Origin of the sequence: uncultured Pseudomonas sp. (genome assembly GCF_913774235.1) — a bacterium.
GTDB lineage: Bacteria > Pseudomonadota > Gammaproteobacteria > Pseudomonadales > Pseudomonadaceae > Chryseomonas.
The window spans coordinates 490,272-505,476 of the sequence record NZ_CAJYDW010000019.1 but is presented as its reverse complement, the minus strand read 5'-3'; the positions used below and the strand labels follow the sequence as shown (position 1 = coordinate 505,476).

General features: G+C 65.7%; 16 protein-coding genes and 1 other RNA gene. 5 read left to right on the top strand and 12 right to left on the bottom strand.

Translation table 11 applies throughout. The annotated features are described in order from the left end of the window. Window positions 1–2: 2 nt before the first annotated feature. The 9 genes from mraY to rsmI all read right to left on the bottom strand — a co-directional run bounded on the left by mraY (window position 3) and on the right by rsmI (window position 8,902). Window positions 3–1,085: a phospho-N-acetylmuramoyl-pentapeptide-transferase gene (gene mraY, locus QZ471_RS22885; RefSeq protein WP_286734395.1), complete on the bottom strand. Its 1,083-nt coding sequence runs from the start codon at window positions 1,083–1,085 to the stop codon at window positions 3–5. Continuing rightward, complete coding sequence (gene murF, locus QZ471_RS22880) at window positions 1,085–2,452, bottom strand: UDP-N-acetylmuramoyl-tripeptide--D-alanyl-D-alanine ligase (protein ID WP_295468188.1); 1,368 nt, start codon at window positions 2,450–2,452, stop codon at window positions 1,085–1,087. The genes mraY and murF overlap by 1 nt, the downstream gene beginning before the upstream one ends. Further along, entirely contained in the window at window positions 2,445–3,914 is a 1,470-nt protein-coding gene (locus QZ471_RS22875; protein ID WP_295468186.1) for a UDP-N-acetylmuramoyl-L-alanyl-D-glutamate--2,6-diaminopimelate ligase, read from the bottom strand. The genes murF and QZ471_RS22875 overlap by 8 nt, the downstream gene beginning before the upstream one ends. Next, entirely contained in the window at window positions 3,911–5,668 is a 1,758-nt protein-coding gene (locus QZ471_RS22870) for a penicillin-binding transpeptidase domain-containing protein (protein ID WP_295468184.1), read from the bottom strand. The genes QZ471_RS22875 and QZ471_RS22870 overlap by 4 nt, the downstream gene beginning before the upstream one ends. Continuing rightward, a complete protein-coding gene (ftsL, locus tag QZ471_RS22865) occupies window positions 5,665–5,958 on the bottom strand; it encodes a cell division protein FtsL (protein ID WP_059230304.1) in 294 nt (97 codons plus the stop codon). The genes QZ471_RS22870 and ftsL overlap by 4 nt, the downstream gene beginning before the upstream one ends. Then, window positions 5,955–6,896, bottom strand: coding sequence for a 16S rRNA (cytosine(1402)-N(4))-methyltransferase RsmH (rsmH, locus tag QZ471_RS22860; protein WP_295468181.1), 942 nt, complete (start codon window positions 6,894–6,896; stop codon window positions 5,955–5,957). The genes ftsL and rsmH overlap by 4 nt, the downstream gene beginning before the upstream one ends. A 2-nt stretch (window positions 6,897–6,898) precedes the next feature. Next, window positions 6,899–7,354: a division/cell wall cluster transcriptional repressor MraZ gene (gene mraZ, locus QZ471_RS22855; RefSeq protein ID WP_058763651.1), complete on the bottom strand. Its 456-nt coding sequence runs from the start codon at window positions 7,352–7,354 to the stop codon at window positions 6,899–6,901. 287 nt (window positions 7,355–7,641) lie between these two features. Beyond that, window positions 7,642–7,997: RNase P RNA component class A (gene rnpB, locus QZ471_RS22850), an RNA gene on the bottom strand. A gap of 62 nt (window positions 7,998–8,059) precedes the next feature. Next, window positions 8,060–8,902: a 16S rRNA (cytidine(1402)-2'-O)-methyltransferase gene (rsmI, locus tag QZ471_RS22845; protein WP_295468313.1), complete on the bottom strand. Its 843-nt coding sequence runs from the start codon at window positions 8,900–8,902 to the stop codon at window positions 8,060–8,062. A 126-nt stretch (window positions 8,903–9,028) separates the two neighbouring features. Here rsmI and QZ471_RS22840 point away from each other — a divergent pair, with 126 nt between their 5' ends. From QZ471_RS22840 to QZ471_RS22825, 4 genes are read left to right on the top strand one after another with little or no spacing between them, the layout of a single operon-like run. Further along, complete coding sequence (locus tag QZ471_RS22840; protein WP_295468179.1) at window positions 9,029–10,816, top strand: penicillin-binding protein activator; 1,788 nt, start codon at window positions 9,029–9,031, stop codon at window positions 10,814–10,816. Beyond that, window positions 10,813–11,187, top strand: coding sequence for a YraN family protein (locus tag QZ471_RS22835; protein ID WP_295468177.1), 375 nt, complete (start codon window positions 10,813–10,815; stop codon window positions 11,185–11,187). The genes QZ471_RS22840 and QZ471_RS22835 overlap by 4 nt, the downstream gene beginning before the upstream one ends. Before the next feature lie 32 nt (window positions 11,188–11,219). Further along, entirely contained in the window at window positions 11,220–11,813 is a 594-nt protein-coding gene (locus QZ471_RS22830; RefSeq protein ID WP_058763660.1) for a phosphoheptose isomerase, read from the top strand. Next, a complete protein-coding gene (locus tag QZ471_RS22825; RefSeq protein WP_059230309.1) occupies window positions 11,810–12,382 on the top strand; it encodes a BON domain-containing protein in 573 nt (190 codons plus the stop codon). Before QZ471_RS22830 ends, QZ471_RS22825 begins: the two co-directional genes overlap by 4 nt. Before the next feature lie 65 nt (window positions 12,383–12,447). Here the strand turns inward: QZ471_RS22825 and QZ471_RS22820 are convergent, their stop codons facing one another. Then, the gene (locus QZ471_RS22820) at window positions 12,448–12,684 is read right to left on the bottom strand and encodes a DUF2171 domain-containing protein (RefSeq protein WP_059230310.1); all 237 of its coding nucleotides are present in this window, start codon (window positions 12,682–12,684) and stop codon (window positions 12,448–12,450) included. A gap of 146 nt (window positions 12,685–12,830) precedes the next feature. Between QZ471_RS22820 and QZ471_RS22815 the strand changes: the two genes are divergently transcribed. Further along, the gene (locus tag QZ471_RS22815) at window positions 12,831–13,484 is read left to right on the top strand and encodes a sulfite oxidase-like oxidoreductase (RefSeq protein ID WP_295468172.1); all 654 of its coding nucleotides are present in this window, start codon (window positions 12,831–12,833) and stop codon (window positions 13,482–13,484) included. An 87-nt stretch (window positions 13,485–13,571) separates the two neighbouring features. Here QZ471_RS22815 and QZ471_RS22810 read toward each other — a convergent pair whose 3' ends face one another. Both QZ471_RS22810 and QZ471_RS22805 read right to left on the bottom strand, forming a co-directional pair. Next, entirely contained in the window at window positions 13,572–13,976 is a 405-nt protein-coding gene (locus tag QZ471_RS22810; RefSeq protein WP_295468170.1) for a hypothetical protein, read from the bottom strand. Next, window positions 13,973–15,193 carry an N-acetylmuramoyl-L-alanine amidase gene (locus QZ471_RS22805; protein ID WP_295468168.1) on the bottom strand — a complete coding sequence of 407 codons (1,221 nt, stop codon included), beginning with the start codon at window positions 15,191–15,193 and terminating at the stop codon, window positions 13,973–13,975. The genes QZ471_RS22810 and QZ471_RS22805 overlap by 4 nt, the downstream gene beginning before the upstream one ends. Window positions 15,194–15,205 lie beyond the last annotated feature (12 nt).

Sequence of the window (15,205 nt, the reverse complement as noted above, 5' to 3'; positions counted from 1 at the left end):
GATTACCTCAGCTTCAGGGTGGCGAGACCGAACAGCACCAGGATCACGGTGATGATCCAGAAGCGCACGATGACCCGGGGTTCGGGCCAGCCCTTCAGTTCGAAATGGTGGTGGATCGGCGCCATGCGGAAGACGCGCTTGCCGGTCAACTTGAAGGAGGCGACCTGGATGACCACCGAGAGGGTCTCCATGACGAAGACGCCGCCCATGATGAACAGCACCACTTCCTGGCGGACGATAACGGCGATGGTGCCAAGGGCGGCGCCCAGCGCCAGGGCGCCAACGTCACCCATAAAGACCATGGCCGGATAGGTGTTGAACCAGAGGAAACCCAGGCCCGCCCCGATCAGGGCGCCGCAGAACACGATCAGTTCGCCGGAGCCTTCCACATAGGGGATCAGCAGGTAGTCGGCGAACTTCACGTTGCCCGACAGGTAGCAGAAGATGCCCAGGGCGCCACCGACCATCACGGTGGGCATGATCGCCAGGCCGTCGAGGCCGTCGGTGAGGTTGACCGCGTTGCTCGAGCCGACGATGACGAAGTAGGTCAGCACAACGAAGAAAATCCCCAGCGGGATTTCGATGTTCTTCAGCAGCGGCAGGATCAGCGTCGTTTCGATCGGCGCCTTGGCCGTCAGGTAGAGGAAGATCGCCGCCCCCAGGCCGAATACCGATTGCCAGAAGTACTTCCAGCGGCTGGGCAGGCCCCGGGAATTCTTCTCGATCACCTTGCGATAGTCATCGACCCAACCGATGGCGCCGAACAGGAAGGTCACGGCCAGCACGGTCCAGACATAGCGGTTGTGCAGATCGGCCCACAGCAGAGTGCTGATGCCGATGGTGGTGAGGATCAGGGCGCCGCCCATGGTGGGGGTGCCGGATTTGGACAGGTGCGACTGGGGACCATCGTTGCGCACGGCCTGGCCGATCTGGCGGATCTGCAGGGTGCGGATCATCCAGGGGCCGAGCCACAACGACAGCAACAGAGCGGTGAGCACGCCCAGAATGCCGCGCAGGCTGAGGTATTGAAAGACGGCGAAGCCTTTGTAGAACTGTTGCAGGAACTCCGCCAACAGCAGCAGCATCAGTGTTTCTCCTCGGTATTGATGGCGCAGAGCGCAGCGACGACCTTATCCATCGCGGCACTGCGGGATCCCTTGATCAGCAGGGTGGTTCCGGCCCGGTCCTCGTCCGCCAGGGCCTCGATCAACTGTTCACGATCAGCGAAGTGCCGAGCCTCGGCGCCATAGGCGCGGGCCGCATGGGCCATCGAGGGACCGACGCTATAGAAGGCGTCGACCTTGCCGCGGGCGTGCTCGCCCACCTCGCGATGGCCCTCTTCGGTCCACTCGCCCAGTTCGGCGATGTCGCCCAGGACCACCACCCGGCGGCCCGCCAGGGCGGCCAGCAGGTCGATACCGGCCTTAACCGATGCGGGGTTGGCGTTATAGCTGTCGTCGATGACCTGGGCGCCGCGCTGGCTGGTCCGGGTCAGGGTGCGACCCTGCACCGGCGCGGCCTCGGCGAGACCGTGGGCGACGGTGGGCAGGTCGAGGCCCAGGCTGAGGGCCGCGGCGGCGGCCGCCAGGGCATTGCCGACGTTGTGGGCACCCAGCAGTTGCAGGGTGATGCGCGCCTCGCCTTGGGCCGTGTGCAGGGTGAAGCTCGGACGGCCCTGGCTGTCCAGGCTCACGTCTGACGCGCGGACATCGGCGCGGACATCCAGGCCGAAGGCGACGACCTTGCGACCAGCCGCGCGGCGCTGCCAGGTCTCGAAGGCCGCGTCGTCGCGGTTAAGCACCACGGTGCCCGCCTCGCCCACGCCTTCGATGATTTCGCCCTTGGCCTCGATGATGCGGTCGACGCCGCCGAATTCGCCCACATGGGCCTGGCCGGCGTTGGTAATGATAACGACATCCGGGCGTGTCAGGCTCACGGTGTAGGCAATGTCGCCGACATGGGAAGCACCCAGCTCGATGACGCCGAAGGCGTGCTCGGCGGCCAGCTGCAGCAGGGTCAGGGGCGCGCCCAGGTCGTTGTTCAGGTTGCCCTGGGTGGCCAGCGTCGGACCCCGTTGACGCAGGACGGCCGCGAGCAGTTCCTTGACCGTGGTCTTGCCACTGGAACCGGTCACGGCGGCAACCTGGCCATGGAACAGATCACGGTTGAAGGCGCCCAGGCGGCCGAGCGCCAGGCGCGTATCCGCCACCACCAGCTGGGGCAGATGAACTTCGGGCACGGCACGCTCGACCAGGGCCGCGGCAGCCCCTTGGGCGGCCACGTCGGCCAGGTAGGCATGTCCATCGAAGCGTGGGCCAGTCAGGGCGACGAACAGCTGCCCGGCGACCGCCTTGCGGCTGTCGGTACCGACGCCATCGAACAGGGCATCGGCGCCCAGCAGATTGCCGGTCAGGGCCTCGGCCACTTCGGTGAGGGTGAAGGATCTAAGCATGCTCTTGCTCCCAGGCGGTCAGGGCCCGCTCGGCCTGGTCCAGATCGGAAAAGTAATGACGGACACCGGCGATTTCCTGATAGGGCTCATGGCCCTTGCCGGCCAGCACCACGACGTCTTGCGGCTTGGCCTCGGCGATTGCCAGAGCGATGGCCGCCTCGCGACCACCGGCGAAGCGCACCCGCTCAGGATGCTGAAAACCGGCGCGAATGTCGGCGATGATGGTGGCGGGATCTTCCGTACGAGGATTGTCGTCGGTCACCACCACCTGGTCGGCCAGCCGCTCGGCCAGCGCGGCCATCTCCGGACGCTTGCCGCGATCGCGATCGCCGCCGCAACCGAAGACGCAGACCAGCCGGCCAGCGGCGCCCACATGAGGGCGCAGCGCGGTGAGCACCTTGTCCAGGGCATCGGGTGTATGGGCGTAGTCCACCACCACCAGTGGCCGACCGGCGCCGCCCAGGCGCTGCATGCGTCCGGCAGGACCCTGCAGTTGTGGGAGGATGGCGAGAATGTCGTCGAGACGATGGCCCAGGCCCAGCAAGGCGCCGATGGCGGCCAGCAGGTTGCTCAGGTTGAAACGCCCGATCAACTGGCTGCGCAGTTCACCCGCGCCCTGGACGGTGACCAGACGGGCACGCACGCCGTGATCATCGAACTGGATATCCTGGCAATAGAGACTGGCCGCCGGATCGCTCAGGCTATAGGTCTGGGTCGCCGCCGTGCTGGGACGCCCTGCCAGTTCCCGGCCGAAGGCATCGTCCAGATTGAGGACGCGGGTACCAAGTGCCGGCCAGGCGAACAATCTGGCCTTGGCTTCGCCATAGGCTTCCATGGTGCCGTGGAAATCGAGGTGGTCGCGGGTCAGGTTGGTGAACACCGCCACCTTGAAGGCTAGCGCTGCCACTCGCCCCTGGGCCAGACCATGGGAAGAGACTTCCATGGCCACGTTAGCGGCACCGGCAGCGGCCAGCTCGGCCAGGGTCGCCTGTAATTTGATGGCGTCAGGCGTGGTGTGGCGGCCTTCGGCGAGGGCACCATGGAAGCCGCTACCCATGGTACCGACGATACCGCAGCGCTGGCCGAGCAGGTCACAGCCCTGGGCGATCAGTTGGCTGACGCTGGTCTTGCCATTGGTACCGGTCACCCCGACCAGGGTCAGGCGCTGGCTGGGTTCGCCGTGATAACGACCGGCGATGGCGGACAGTTGCCCGGCCAACCCCTGAACGGGAACGAGGGGAATGTCCAGCACCGGCAGCGCGGGCGCGTTCTCGGCTTCATAGGCGATAGCCGCGGCACCCCGCTCGGCGGCACTGGCGATATGGGCACGACCGTCGCTATGCAAACCGGGGATGGCGAGGAACAGGAAGCCCGGCTGGACTTCGCGACTGTCCAGCGCCAGACCGACGATCTCGACGGCGGCAGTGGCACCTGGCAGAAGATCGGGCAGCAGACGGCTCATCGATCACGCTCCCCGACCAGCAAGGTCTTGGCGGCCACCTGGGCCTGCTGCTGTTGCACTGGCAGCGGCTGGAGGTTGTCCGGCTGGATGTTCATCAGGCGCAGGGCGCCGGACATCACCCGGCTGAACACCGGCGCCGAGACCACGCCACCGTAGTAGCCGCCCTTGCTCGGACGATCGATCACCACCACCGCGGCCAGGCGCGGATTGCTGGTAGGACCGAAACCGGCGAACAGGGAGCGATAGGAATTCTCGGCATAGCCACGGGTGCCAGTGCTGGTCTTGCGCGCGGTGCCGCTCTTGCCGGCGACGTGATAGCCAGGCACCTGGGCGCGGAAGGCACCGCCGGGGGCTTCCACCACCTGTTGCAGCATGCCCTGCAGGGTCTTGGCGACGCGCGCTTCCACCACCTGGTCGCTGGCAGGGGCCTCGTCCAGGCGGACCATGGACAGCGGAACCGAACGGCCGTCGTTGGCCAGCACCGAATAGGCATGGGCCAGTTGCACGGCGGTCACCGCCAGGCCGTAGCCATAAGACAGGGTTGCCGTCTCGGCCGGACGCCAGTTGCGGTGGTTGGGCAGATTGCCGACGCGTTCGCCGGGGAAGCCCAGGCCGGTGTCCTGGCCCAGCCCCACGGCGCGCATGGCGTTGTAGATGTTCTCGCCACCGACGTCGAAGGCGATCTTGCTCATGCCGACGTTGCTGGACTTGATGAGGATGCCGGTCAGGTCCAGGACGCCATCGCTGTGGGAGACGTCCTTGATGGTGTAGCGACCGATCTGCAGCGAGCCGGGATAGACGTTGACCTTGTCGGTGGGTTTCCAGCGGCCGCTGGCCAGCGCGGCGGTCATGGAGATCGGCTTCATCACCGAGCCGGGCTCCATGACGTCGATCATCGCCCGGTTGCGCATGGCGGCCGGTTCGAGGCTGCGACGGTTGTTGGGGTTGTAGGTGGGCATGTTGACCATGGCCAGGACCTCACCGGTCTTGACGTCGACGATGGTCAGGCTGCCGGCCTCGGCTTCGAACTGGGTCAGGGCATTACGCAATTCGCGGGCCGCCAGGTACTGCAGGCGCAGGTCGATGGACAGCGCCAGGGTGTTGCCCGGCTTGGCGTTCTTGGCGACCTGGACATCGCGGATCAGGCGACCGCGGCGATCCTTGACCACCTGGCGACGACCCGGCACGCCGGCCAGCCAGTCGTTGAAGGCCAATTCGATGCCTTCGCGGCCGTGGTCGTCGATGTCGGTGAAGCCAACCACATGGGCCGCCACCTCGCCCGCCGGGTAGAAACGACGAAATTCCTCGATGTCGTAGACACCAGGAATCTTGTGCGCCTTGACGTGCGTCATCACCGCCTCGCCCTGTTCGGGCGTCAGCCCGCGGGCGAGGTAGAGGAATTCCTTGCTGGCATTCTGCTCGATGCGCTTGGCCAGCTCCCCCCGCGGTTGCCCCACGGCATCGGCCAGGATCGCCCAGCGATCCTCGGCGCCGATCAACTCCTTGGGATTGATCCACAGGGTGGTGACCGGGGTGCTCACGGCCAGCGGCTCGCCGTTGCGATCGGTGATCAGGCCACGGTGAGCCGGAATCGGAATGGTGCGCACGCTGCGCGCATCGCCCTGTCCCTTGAGGAAGGCGCGATCGATCACGTGCAGGTCGACGATGCGCCAGACGATGGTACCGACCATGACCAGCAACAGCCCGATGATCAGGCTGAAGCGCCAGGGCAGGCGCGCGATCAGGCCTTTCACGGATTGACCATCCGAATTTCGGTGGGATCGGGAATGCGCATCTGTAGTTGACCGCTGGCCAGGGCCTCGACCCGGCTGTGGGCGGTCCAGGTGCTCTGCTCCAGCAGCAGCCGGCCGTACTCGGCCTGAGCCTTGTCGCGGATGGCCATCTCGCCATAGAGGGTATTGAGTAGCTGGCGATTCCAGTGGGCGCTGTAGGCCACGGCCACCGCCGAGAGCAGCACGCCCGCGAAGAGGATCAGCATGACGCTGCTGCCCAGGGGCAGTTTCTTCACGAAGAGGCGGCTCATTTCAGTTTCTCGGCAACGCGCATCACCGCGCTACGGGCACGGGGATTAGCGGCAAGTTCGCCTTCGCTGGCATAGACCGGCTTGCCCAGCAGGCGCAGACAGGGTTCGAAGGGGGTAACGCGGATGGGCAGATTGCGCGGCAGTTGATCGGCCTCGCCCTTGGCCAGCCGACGCATGAACTGCTTGACGATGCGGTCTTCGAGGGAATGGAAGCTGATCACCACCAGCCGGCCACCCACCGCCAGTTGCTCGTAGGCCGCTTGCAGCCCCTGCTCCAGATCGCTCAGTTCGCGGTTGATATAGATGCGCAGGCCCTGGAAGGCACGGGTGGCGGGATGCTTGCCCTTTTCCCAGGCCGGATTGGCCTCGGTGAGCACCTTGGCCAGATCGCCGGTGCGCTCGAAGGGCTGGACGTCACGTCGCTGGACCACGGCGCGGGCCATGCGCTTGGCGAAACGCTCTTCGCCGAAGTCCTTGAATACCTGGGCGATGTCGGCCTCGGGCGCCGTGGCGATCCAGGCCGCAGCGCTCTGGCCACGACTGGGATCCATGCGCATGTCCAGCGGACCGTCCTGCATGAAGCTGAAGCCGCGTTCGGGGTCGTCGAGCTGGGGCGAGGAGACGCCGAGATCCAGCAATACACCGTCGACCTGGCCGGACCAGCCGCGGGCGGCGAGTTCATCGCCCAATTCGGCGAAGCTGCGCTGGACGATCTCGAAACGGGAGTCTTCCACAGCCAGCGCCTGGCCGGCGGCGATCGCCTGGGGATCCTTGTCGAAACCCAGCAGGCGCCCTTCCCCACCCAGCAGGCGCAGCACGGCCCGGCTGTGACCGCCGCGGCCGAAGGTTCCGTCCAGGTAGCGGCCGGCAGGCTGGATCGCCAATGCCTGTACGGCCTCGTCCAGGAGAACGGAGACGTGCTGGAAGACTGGGTTCATGGTCACAGGATCAAATCGCGCATTTCATCCGGCATACCGCCGGGTTCCTTAATTGCCTGGAGATCCGCATCGCACACGGCGCTCCAGGCGTCCTCATCCCATAACTGGAACTTGTTGAGCTGGCCGACCAGCATCACGCGCCGGTCCAGCTTGGCGTAGTCACGCAGACGCGGTGGCACCAGGAAACGGCCACTGCCGTCGAGTTCCAGGTCCACCGCGTTGCCGATCAGCAAGCGCTGCAAGCGGCGAGTCTCCTCACGTAGCGAGGGCAACTGCCGCAGCTTGCTTTCGATGATTTCCCATTCGGGTAGCGGATAGACGCAGAGGCAGGGGTCGACGGCATCGATCGTCACGATGAGCTGGCCGGCACAACGCTCCATGAGCTCGTCGCGATACCGGCTCGGCATCGCGGCGCGCCCTTTGGCGTCGAGACTGATGGCGTTCGCTCCCCGGAACAATTTCGCGTCCTCTAATAGGCTGTCCTTGCCATTTAATCCCACTTCGCCCCACTTCGTACCACCGGACGCCACTATATTGAGGAGGCCCACTTTCAGTCAAGGTAAGTGAGGGGGTTCCCAGGCCGCGTGGGGCGCGGATTTCAAGCAAATTGCACGAGTTCACGACCAAGACGGACGACATCGATTTCCGACAAACGGAAATGAAGTCAATCAATTGGCGCAATTGATTAAAGTGATGTGTGAAGAGGGAGTTTTGACGCCAGGCGCAGCGGCCTGGAAAGAGGGAGTGCGAGAGCCGACCTGTAAGCCGGGTTCTGTCGAGGACAGTCATTCCTCTGGGACAGCCATCGCTGGCTGCCTCTAGCGACCTACCCGAATCCAGCGCGGGCCACGCCTATGGATTCCTATTTGGTCTTGCTCCAGGTGGGGTTTACCTAGCCACGAACTGTTGCCAGCCGTGCGGTGCGCTCTTACCGCACCTTTTCACCCTTACCGGCGCTTGCGCGCTTAGGCGGTTATTTTCTGTGGCACTTTCCGTAGGCTCACGCCTCCCAGGCGTTACCTGGCACCTCGCCCTATGGAGCCCGGACTTTCCTCCCTCGCGATCCTTGCGGATCACGACAGCGACTGCCCGGTCGGCTCTCGCGGCGCAAGGGTATAGAGAGTGCCGCGAGATAACAAGGAAAGATGTCACCCGGACGCCGATCACTCCGCCTTGCGTTCCAGCGCCAGCTGATAGAGCAGGTTCTTGCGGGCACCGGTGATCTGCGCGGCCAGGGCCGCGGCGCGCTTGACCGGCAGCTCGGCCAGCAGCAGGTCGAGGATGCGCAGTGTCTCGGCGTCGATCTCGGCATCTTCGGGCGCCGCCCAGCCGGCCACCAGCAGCACGCATTCGCCGCGCTGCTGATCGAGGTCTTCGCGAATCCAGGCGAGCAGTTCCCCTGCGGGCAGGCCCCGCAGGGTTTCGAAGGTCTTGGTCAGCTCGCGACCGAGCACGAGGTGCCGGTCGGGGCCGAAGGTGGTCACCATGTCGGCGACGCATTCTTCGAGGCGATGGGGCGCCTCATAGAAGATGAGGGTGCGCGGATCTTCGCGCAGCGCGGCCAGTCGCCCCTGGCGACCCACCGCCTTGGCCGGCAGGAAGCCCTCGAAGCTGAAGCGATCCGACGGCAGCCCGGCCGCCGACAGTGCCGCGATCAGGGCACAGGCGCCCGGTATCGGTGAGACCCGGATGCCCTGGGCGCGGGCCGCCCGCACCAGGTGGAAGCCCGGATCGGAAATCAGCGGCGTGCCTGCATCGGAGATCAGGGCGACGTCGTCCCCCGCCTGCAGACGGGTGATGAAGCGGCCGCCGGCATCGCGCTCGTTGTGATCGTGACAGGCCGCCAGCGGCGTTTCGATGCCGAAATGACGCAGCAAGCGGGACGAATGCCGGGTGTCTTCGGCGGCGATCAGGGCGACTTCGCGCAAGACCTTCAGCGCGCGTGCGGTGATGTCGTCCAGGTTGCCGATGGGGGTGGCAACCACATAAAGAGTACCCGGCGAAATCATGATGAAACCTGATGGACTGGAAATAGCCCAACAGTGTACGCCGCTCTCGCCCTCGGCGTTCGCAGCACCCGGGTGCTGTGAGACAATCGGCCTCTTTCCCGACCCTTGCTCAGGAACCACCGCATGAAGTTCCGCCTGCGTCCGCTGCTCTGCGCCACCGCCTTCGCCCTGCTCGCCGCGTGCAGCAGCACGCCCATGACGAGTAGCCTCGGAGAGCTGCCTCAGCCCAGCCAAGCCAGCATCGAGCAACTGCTGAACCAGGCCGGCGCCAGTCAGTCCGAACAGGCCAACCTGTTGCGCCTGACCGCGGCCGACAAGGCCTATGCCCAGCAGAATTCCCGCGAGGCACGGCAGATCCTCGGCTCCATCAATCTGGAAGGCCTCAAGCCGGCGCAGCAGATGTTCGCCCAGACCCTGCTGGCCCAACTCGACCTACTGGACAAGCAACCGGCGCAGGCACTCAAGCGCTTCGACCACCTGAGCTTCGCCCAGCTGGGCGAATTGCCCGTTCAGCAGCAGCTTCGCAGCGGCCTGATCAAGGCCGATGCCCTGGCAGCCAATAATCAGGCGTTGGCCGCGGCCCAGGAGCGGATCTTCCTCGGCCCGCTGCTCGACGGCGATGCCGCCCATGACAACCGCGAGCAGATCTGGCAGTTGGTCACCAGCCTGCCGGACGCCCAGTTGCGCCAGAGCGTCAAGGACGCCGACCTCAACGGCTGGCTGGCCCTCGCCGCCGCCACCCGCGGCAATCTGGCCCTGGACCAGCAACTGGCCGCCATCGAGGAATGGCAGAAGCAGCATCCCGGCCATCCCGCCGCACGGCAGTTGCCCGATGACCTGGAACGCCTGAAGACCCTGGCCCGCGAGCCGCTCAACCGCGTCGCCCTGCTGCTGCCGCTGCAGGGGCAGCTTGCCGGGGTCTCCCGCGCCCTGCAGGATGGCTTCATGGCCGCCCGCTACGAGGCGCTGGCCGCCGGCCAGGCCGCACCGGCCGTGACCGTCTACGACAGCTCCCAGATCGGCACCCTGGACAACTTCTATCGCCAGGCTCAGGCCGCGGGCATTCAGTTGGTGGTAGGTCCGCTGGAGAAGAATCTGGTCAAGCAGCTGAGCGATCGCCCGCAGTTGCCGATCAACACCCTGGCGCTGAACTATGGCGACAGCCAGGGCGCCCAGCCGCCACAGCTCTTCCAGTTCGGCCTGGCCGCCGAGGACGAAGCCCGCGAAGCCGCGCGCCGGGCCTGGGCCGACGGCAAGCGCAGTGCCGGTGCCATGGTGCCCCAGGGTGACTGGGGCACCCGCGTGCTGGCCGCCTTCCAGGACGAATGGCAGAAGCTGGGCGGCCGCCTGGTCGCCGCCGAGCGGATCGGCCAGCCGGTGGAGATCGCCAATCGCATCACCAGTCTGCTGCAGATGCGCCAGGGCATGGATTTCATTTTCCTCGCGGCGACCCCGGCGCAGGCGCGGCAGATCAACCCCATCCTGGCCTATCAGAACGCCCGCGACCTGCCGGTGTACGCCACCTCCAACCTCAACAGCGGGGTTAACGAACCCGGGGTCAACCAGGATCTGAACGGCATCCTGTTCTGCGAAACGCCCTGGCTGCTCGACCCGAGCAATCCGTTGCGCGCCAAGATCACCGCCCAGTGGCCCCAGGCCGGTACCAGCATCGGGCGCCTCTATGCCATGGGCGCCGACGCCTACCTGCTGGCGCTGCACCTGCAGCAGCTCAAGGCGCTGCCCAACTCCGAGCTGCCCGGCCTGTCCGGCAACCTCAGCGTCGCGGCCGATCAGCGTGTGGTGCGCCACCTGCCCTGGGCGGAATTCCGCAACGGCACGGCCCAGCCGCTGCCCGCCAGCACTGCGCCGCTGCCGGCCACCGCTGTGCCACCGTCGCTCAGCACGCCGTGACCGAGGCCCCGCATCTCAAGCGCGGCAGGCAGGGCGAAGAACGCGCCCTGCAATACCTCCAGGCGCGCGGCCTGCAACCGATCGCGCGCAACTGGCGCTGGCGCGGTGGTGAGCTCGATCTGGTCATGCTCGACGGCGATACAGTAGTATTCGTCGAGGTACGCGCCCGCAGGCACACCGCCTGGGGCGGCGCCGCGGAAAGCATAGATGCCCGCAAGCGGCAGCGACTGGTCAACAGCGCCGCCCTCTTTCTGCAATCCGAAGCGCGCTGGGCCAAGCGGCCCTGCCGGTTCGACGTGATCGCGATCGGCCCCGCGGCCGGCGCATCCCCTCAGGCGCTCGAATGGATCAAACAGGCCTTCGAGGCCTGAGGCCCTCCACTGCACAGGTCAAAGATATCGCGATGGACACCCACGCCCGCATCCAGAAACTCTTCCGGGACAGCATCGAAACCAAGCGTCAGGCCATGGAAGTCCTGATTCCTCATATCGATCTGGCCAGCCAAGTCATGGTCGCGGCCCTGCTCAACGAAGGTAAGATCCTCACCTGTGGCAATGGCGGCTCCGCCGGCGACGCCCAGCACTTCTCCTCCGAACTGCTGAACCGCTTCGAACGCGAACGCCCCAGCCTGCCCGCCTTGGCGCTGACCACTGACACCTCGACGCTGACCTCCATCGCCAACGACTACAGCTACAACGAGGTGTTCTCCAAGCAGATCCGCGCCCTGGGCCAGCCCGGTGACATCCTCCTGGCCATCTCCACCAGTGGCAACTCGGCCAACGTCATCCAGGCGATCCAGGCTGCCCACGACCGCGAGATGACCGTGGTCGCCCTCACCGGTCGCGACGGCGGCGGCATGGCCTCACTGCTACTGCCCGAAGACGTGGAGATCCGCGTACCGTCCAAGGTCACCGCCCGCATCCAGGAAGTGCACCTGCTGGTGATCCACTGCCTGTGCGACCAGATCGATCAGCAACTGTTCGGAAGCGAAGAATGAAGAAAGCTCCCCTGCTCGCCCTCCTGGCGCTGTCCTTCGTCGTGGCCGGCTGCAGCAACGTGGTCACCGCCAGCCGCGACAAGCCCATCGACGACAACCGTGGCACCCGTACCCTGGGCAGCACCGTGGACGATGCCCTGATCGAGACCAAGGCCTCGGTCAACATCTCCAAGGCCAGCCCCGATCTCGCCAGCTCGCACATCGTGGTGGTGAGCTACAACGGCGTGGTGCTGATCGCCGGCCAGACGCCGCGGGCCGACCTCAAGGCCTTGGCCGAGCAGGCGGTACGCAGCGTGCAGCGGGTCAAGACGGTCCACAACGAGCTGCAGGTGACCGCCAACTCCTCGCTGCTGGCACGTAGCAACGATTCCTGGCTGACCACGCGCATCAAGACACAGATGTTCGCCGACGAAGACATTCCCGGCTCGCGCATCAAGGTGGTGACGGAAAACGGCATCGTCTATCTGCTGGGCCTGGTGACCCAGCAGGAAGCCAACCACGCCGTGCAGTTGATCCAGAGCGTCTCGGGTGTCCAGCGCATCGTGAAGTTGTTCGAATACATCAACTGAAGCTCGATCCACGCCCAAACAAAAGCCCCGCAGTTGCGGGGCTTTTGTTTGGGCGGCGGCAGGCGTCAGGCGGCTTGCCACTCGCGCTCGGCTTCGTCGCGCGTCTTGACCAGGCGCACCTGGGTGCCGTCTACCGACTTCACCCAGCTCAGCGGGATGTAGTGGTGCTTGCCCTGGGCATCCTGATCGCGCTTGGTCAGCTTGATGCGATCGGCGCCTTCCATGTGGTCGACGGTGCCGACGTGCTGGCCGTCCGAACCGACGACTTCCGCATGCTCTTTGATCTGGGTTGCATCTACCATGGTCGTTTCTCCGGCAGTTTGAACAAGAAGGCCTCTCGCGAGTGCCTGCAGGATAGGAGGCATGGAGCGCCGCCTGGGTTCGCCTCTTGCCGACGAAAGGCCATCGGCATGGTCAGACCTTCAGCCCCGTCAACGAGGATGCCTAAATGAGCGACGAGCCAAGCAAGCTGACCCGCGCCAAGCAGCGCTGGGCCGAGGAAGGCCGCTTTCTCACCGGTCATACCGCGCGCCCGGAAAGCGAGCGCCTGCCGCCCGGCCAGCACCGGGTCAACAACTGGCCGGTACTGGACCTGGGCGTACGACCGGAGGTCAGCCACGCACGCTGGCAACTGGCGGTGACCGGGGCGGTCCAGCGGACCCTGCGCTGGGACTGGGAGACGTTCGCCGCACGCGCCACCACCCAGGCGGTCAGCGATATGCATTGCGTCACCACCTGGTCCCGCTACGACAATCGCTGGGTCGGCCTGCCGGTCAGCGAATTGCTGGAGGAAGTCCAGCCGCGGGACGAGGCCACCCATGTACTGCTGCACAGCTACGACGGCTACATCACCAACCTGCCGCTGGCCGATTTCGCGGCGCCCGGCGCCATGCTGGTGCACAGCTGGGAAGGTCAGCCGCTGACCGCCGAGCACGGTGGCCCGGTACGGGCACTGATCCCGCACCTCTATCTGTGGAAAAGCGCCAAGTGGCTCAGGCGCATCGACTTCCGTGTGGGCGATACGCCAGGCTTCTGGGAGATGCGCGGCTACCACGACCGCGGCGATCCCTGGCAGGAACAGCGCTACTCAGATGACGCCTGAAGCCCGCACCAAGCTTTGTGGAGCCGAAAACAAAAAGGCCTGGACGAAGAGTCCAGGCCTTTTTGCACTGCTGTCTTCGAGCAATATTCAGGGCGCTGCCGGAGCCAGTTGCAGCTCCACCGGTTCACCGGGATTGAGACTGCGAATGCGGAACTCGTCGCGCTTGAGACTGAGGATTTCCGTCGGGTAGGTGATGCCTTCCTCGATGAGGTTGAGGCCTTTCTCGGTACGCGCCCAGCGCCCCAGCGAGGGCTGGCTGCTCGGCGAGGCCATCACCAGGGTGCCGTCGCTGAGGAAGACGTACAGCATGCCCGGTTCGATGCTGTTGCTGGTCTTGATCTGCCACACCTTGTTAACGAAGCTTTCCTGGGCGGTGCCGGACTTGTCGCCCCCGCTCTTGCCGTAGCCGATCAAGCCAGCCACCACGCACAGGGCGCCTATCGCCAGTACCACTACACGCCAGTAGCGCCGCGCCTTGTCCTGCAAACTCATGTCACTCCTTGGGTGTTCTTCAGGCTGGCCAGATAGCTGCCCAGCGGTGGCCGCTCCTGGAAGTAGCCGTGCAGACCGGCGAAGATCGAATCGGCCAGCTGCTTCTGGTGCCGGCTGTCGAGCAGGCGGCGGCAGTCGCGATCATTGGAGATGAAGCCCGTCTCGACCAGGATCGAGGGGATGTCCGGCGATTTGAGCACGGCGAAGCCCGCCTGCTCCACTCGTTTCTGGTGCAGGTTGGTGATGCTCGACAATTGCCCCAGCACCTTGTGGCCCAGATCCAGGCTCGAGGAGATGGTGGCGTTCATCGACATGTCCAGCAGCACGCCGGCGAGCATGGGGTCGCGCCCCTTGAGGATCTCGTTGGCGCCGATCAGGTCGACGTTGTTCTCGCTGTCGGCCAGGAAACGCGCTGTGGTGGACGTCGCGCCACGCTCGGACAGGGCGTAGACCGAGGCGCCGTAGGCCGTACGCCGCGGTGCCGCGTCGGCATGCACCGAGACGAACATGTCAGCGTTGTAGCTGCGGGCGACCTCGACGCGCTTGCGTAGCGGCACGAAGAAGTCGTCGTTGCGCACCAGCTTGGCCTTGAAACCCTTCTGCAGGTTGATGCGGCGCGCCAGGTTCTGCGCCACGATCAGGGCGATGTCCTTCTCGCGATCGCCGCGCGCGCTCAAGGCCCCGGGGTCCTTGCCACCATGACCGGCGTCGACTACCACCACGATGTCGCGCCCGCTGGCGAGGCCCTTGCCACGCTTCACTTCCAGCGGCGGTTCCGCATCCACCGGCTTGCGCGCCGCCACGGCCGGCGCACCGGCACGCTTGAGATCCAGCACCAGGCGATTGGCCGCGCCTTCGCCCGGGCCGAGGATGAAACTTTCCATGTCCACCGGATGCGCCAGCTCCAGCACCACACGGGTGTCCTGGGCGCCATAGCGGGCGCTGCGCACGGCCTTCACCGGCGACCCCTGGAGGGCCAGATGATTGAGCACCGCGGGCGCCTGGGTATCGGCGAGATCGAGAATGATGCGATCCGGCGCCACCAGAGTGAAGGTCTTGTAGCGCACCGGGCCGGTGAGATCGAAGACCAGGCGGAGCTTGTCGGCATCCTGCCAGGCCCGGGCCCCTTTGAGTTGCTGACGCGCAGCAAATACCGGCAGCCCGACGGGCAAGGTCATGCCGGCCAGGATCAGATTGAGCAAACGACGGCGGTTCATGGAGTCCTCGCG

Bases quoted from the DNA above. Each gene is read 5' to 3' on its own strand.
- mraY (WP_286734395.1), bottom strand. From the start codon at position 1,085: ATGCTGCTGCTGTTGGCGGAGTTCCTGCAACAGTTCTACAAAGGCTTC.
- murF (WP_295468188.1), bottom strand. From the start codon at position 2,452: ATGCTTAGATCCTTCACCCTCACCGAAGTGGCCGAGGCCCTGACCGGC.
- QZ471_RS22875 (WP_295468186.1), bottom strand. From the start codon at position 3,914: ATGAGCCGTCTGCTGCCCGATCTTCTGCCAGGTGCCACTGCCGCCGTC.
- ftsL (WP_059230304.1), bottom strand. From the start codon at position 5,958: ATGAGCCGCCTCTTCGTGAAGAAACTGCCCCTGGGCAGCAGCGTCATG.
- rsmH (WP_295468181.1), bottom strand. From the start codon at position 6,896: ATGAACCCAGTCTTCCAGCACGTCTCCGTTCTCCTGGACGAGGCCGTA.
- QZ471_RS22840 (WP_295468179.1), top strand. From the start codon at position 9,029: ATGAAGTTCCGCCTGCGTCCGCTGCTCTGCGCCACCGCCTTCGCCCTG.
- QZ471_RS22830 (WP_058763660.1), top strand. From the start codon at position 11,220: ATGGACACCCACGCCCGCATCCAGAAACTCTTCCGGGACAGCATCGAA.
- QZ471_RS22825 (WP_059230309.1), top strand. From the start codon at position 11,810: ATGAAGAAAGCTCCCCTGCTCGCCCTCCTGGCGCTGTCCTTCGTCGTG.
- QZ471_RS22820 (WP_059230310.1), bottom strand. From the start codon at position 12,684: ATGGTAGATGCAACCCAGATCAAAGAGCATGCGGAAGTCGTCGGTTCG.
- QZ471_RS22815 (WP_295468172.1), top strand. From the start codon at position 12,831: ATGAGCGACGAGCCAAGCAAGCTGACCCGCGCCAAGCAGCGCTGGGCC.
- QZ471_RS22810 (WP_295468170.1), bottom strand. From the start codon at position 13,976: ATGAGTTTGCAGGACAAGGCGCGGCGCTACTGGCGTGTAGTGGTACTG.
- QZ471_RS22805 (WP_295468168.1), bottom strand. From the start codon at position 15,193: ATGAACCGCCGTCGTTTGCTCAATCTGATCCTGGCCGGCATGACCTTG.